Raw genomic sequence first — 2,443 nt, 5'->3', positions numbered from 1 at the left:
TTAAAAAACTTTGTGACCAAAATGTGACCAAATTATGCCCACGATATAAAAATGAGCTCAATTAACCTTAAATGATTTGAAATTATGTACAAAAAACACTCTAAAAAATGAAGTATTTAAGATCAATTTTTCTTTCTCAATCGTAATTTGTGACCAAAAAACTATTCAACAACATGATTTTCATTCATATTTTTAAAAACTAATAAATCTCACACCTCTCCGTTAAGAGCAAAACAAATCTTATCAATAGTTTCAAAATCTATTCGAACAGATTCATCATTATAAAGTTTATGTAATGTTGATTTATTAATTCCAGTACTTCTTACTAGATCAGCAACCTTCATCTTTCGCTATATGAGAAAGTGACTTACGGAAAAAATCAAACAAGTCTTAAAGCATACGGATCAATCAAATCATGACACCTTTACGTATGATACTCGATGACGCAGTTGAGCGATACGAATTTGAATCACCTTACAAAAATATCAATAATTTAAAAGAGAGCAAAGTCGAAGTTCATCCTTTCTCTTTAGAACAGGTGCAACTGATCTTAAAAACAGCACGGCATGATTTTAAACCCTATTATACTATTCGTTTTTTCACGGGTATGCGTACGAGTGAAATAGATGGTTTACGTTGGGAGAATGTCAATCTACAACGACGTGAGATTTATGTTCGGGAATCCATGCGCAAGAACAGCATTCAGCTGAAATACTGAAGCATCTTTTACAGCAAAGACTTTTAAATTCAGGGTTAAAGAAACGATACATCCACTGTGGTTTTAAGAACTTTAGCATCACGAAAGTAGCCCAAGAAGATGCAGTGAATCAATCGCTGCCAATGCTTCGCTCAAAAACTCATTTCTGGTGAATCCTGTAATCTTGCCTTATTAGGCTCTTCAGGTACTGGCAAAACGCATCTTAATGCTTCGATTATCCAAAATATATTACACAGCAGTTTTCGCTCAGTGAGGTATTTTACCAGTGCTGAGATTGCACAAAAGATGATGGATTCATGGTCAGATCATAGCTCTAGCGAAGATGAAATTATTCGGCAATTAACGAGTTTTGATTTATTGGTCATTGATGAATATGGACTACACGATCGCCATGAGAAACGTCTGGAAATGGTACATAAAGTTTTATACAGTCGTTATGATCAGATGAAATCGACCTTACTTATTTCAAACTTCTCTCTTGCTCAATTTGAGAGATTTAGGAACCAGACTTTGGTCTAGACTGCATGAAAATGGTTTGATGATTGTGCCGTGCTATTGGGATGATTATCGAAAACGTTAAAAAGATCACTCATAAATAGAAAGTGTCCGCTATCATAACTGTTAAGCGGACTTTCTATTTTGGGCTTACAATGCTAACTTTTTATAAGCCGTATTATGTTAATTTTAGATATTCTCCACTTAACACTTAGCCAATATTAGCTAAGTGTAGTAGTTTCTGAACATAATCAACTGCGCTTTGATCAACATCCTCAGAAGTTGGATTACTTTCTGTACCGTAAAATGCATAGATTGGTTGGTAATCAGCCTCGACATATAAAGCGGTTAACTCAAAAGGATAAAGTACTTGATTTAACTGTAACTGATATCGTCCTGTATCCGAGTAATCTTTTGATTTAATACCAGCAGAAACAGCAAGCATAATTTTTTTATTTTTCAGCTTATCACCTGTTGAACCATAAGCCCAACCATATGTAAAAACTTCATCTAACCACTGTTTAAACAATGGTGGACAGTTAAACCAATAAATAGGAAATTGGAATATCAAATTTTCATGCTCTTCAATAAGGGACTGTTCCTTAGCAACATCAATTACCCCATTTGAATAAGCCTTATAAATTTCATGAACTGTAAATTCATCAGGGTGTTTTCTTAGCTCTTCCGCCCACCGTTGATTTACAACAGATTCATTGATTTGAGGATGTGCGACTATTACTAACGTCTTCTTCATCGTTGAAGTACTCTATTTAGTTTTAAAATTGATGAAACAATTATATATTTTCGCTTTACTAAATATAAGTACGGTACTTAATGTTATATACTATACAAAATGATAGTACAGGAATTTAAAATGAGTGAATGTGTTCCATCAAATACATCCCTAACAAATACAGGGTTTGGATATACTCTTTCTCTGATTAATGGAAAGTATAAAATGATCATTATGTACTGGCTTTATGAATATAAAGCAGTAATGCGATTTAACGAGCTACAACGCTCTATAGGTAACATTTCATTCAGAACTCTTAGCAATACGCTTAAAGAAATGGAGAGAGATCACCTTATTATTCGTAAGGAATATCCTCAAATACCTCCAAAAGTAGAATATAGCCTTTCCGAACGAGGATTATCTTTAATCCCTTTATTGGATATGATGTGTGAATGGGGAGAACGCAATAAAAATCTTTAAAATTAACTTATTTAAGA

At 33.6% G+C, this 2,443-nt stretch carries 3 protein-coding genes and 2 pseudogenes; 3 read left to right on the top strand and 2 right to left on the bottom strand.

What is annotated here, in order from left to right; genetic code table 11:
• Positions 1-209: 209 nt before the first annotated feature.
• Positions 210-344, bottom strand: coding sequence for a helix-turn-helix domain-containing protein (locus JR005_RS05570; RefSeq protein ID WP_151838553.1), 135 nt, complete (start codon positions 342-344; stop codon positions 210-212).
• 15 nt (positions 345-359) lie between these two features.
• On the opposite strand from JR005_RS05570, the pseudogene JR005_RS05565 reads away from it, so the two are divergent.
• Positions 360-688, top strand: a pseudogene (locus tag JR005_RS05565) (site-specific integrase); the annotation flags it as partial.
• Positions 685-1,298 (top strand): annotated as a pseudogene (locus JR005_RS14610) (ATP-binding protein); the annotation flags it as partial. The pseudogenes JR005_RS05565 and JR005_RS14610, both read left to right, overlap by 4 nt.
• A gap of 126 nt (positions 1,299-1,424) precedes the next feature.
• Here JR005_RS14610 and JR005_RS05555 read toward each other — a convergent pair.
• Positions 1,425-1,967 carry an NAD(P)H-dependent oxidoreductase gene (locus JR005_RS05555; protein ID WP_151838555.1) on the bottom strand — a complete coding sequence of 181 codons (543 nt, stop codon included), beginning with the start codon at positions 1,965-1,967 and terminating at the stop codon, positions 1,425-1,427.
• A 120-nt stretch (positions 1,968-2,087) separates the two neighbouring features.
• Between JR005_RS05555 and JR005_RS05550 the strand changes: the two genes are divergently transcribed.
• Positions 2,088-2,426, top strand: coding sequence for a winged helix-turn-helix transcriptional regulator (locus tag JR005_RS05550; protein WP_049174386.1), 339 nt, complete (start codon positions 2,088-2,090; stop codon positions 2,424-2,426).
• The last annotated feature ends 17 nt before the right edge of the window (positions 2,427-2,443 follow it).

This window comes from Acinetobacter sp. Colony158 (assembly GCF_019264745.1).
Lineage (GTDB): Bacteria > Pseudomonadota > Gammaproteobacteria > Pseudomonadales > Moraxellaceae > Acinetobacter > Acinetobacter ursingii.
This window is presented reverse-complemented; position numbering and strand designations above follow the sequence as displayed.

Excerpts from the sequence above, each read along its gene's own strand:
- JR005_RS05570 (WP_151838553.1), bottom strand. The coding sequence starts at position 344 with ATGAAGGTTGCTGATCTAGTAAGAAGTACTGGAATTAATAAATCAACA.
- JR005_RS05555 (WP_151838555.1), bottom strand. The coding sequence starts at position 1,967 with ATGAAGAAGACGTTAGTAATAGTCGCACATCCTCAAATCAATGAATCT.
- JR005_RS05550 (WP_049174386.1), top strand. The coding sequence starts at position 2,088 with ATGAGTGAATGTGTTCCATCAAATACATCCCTAACAAATACAGGGTTT.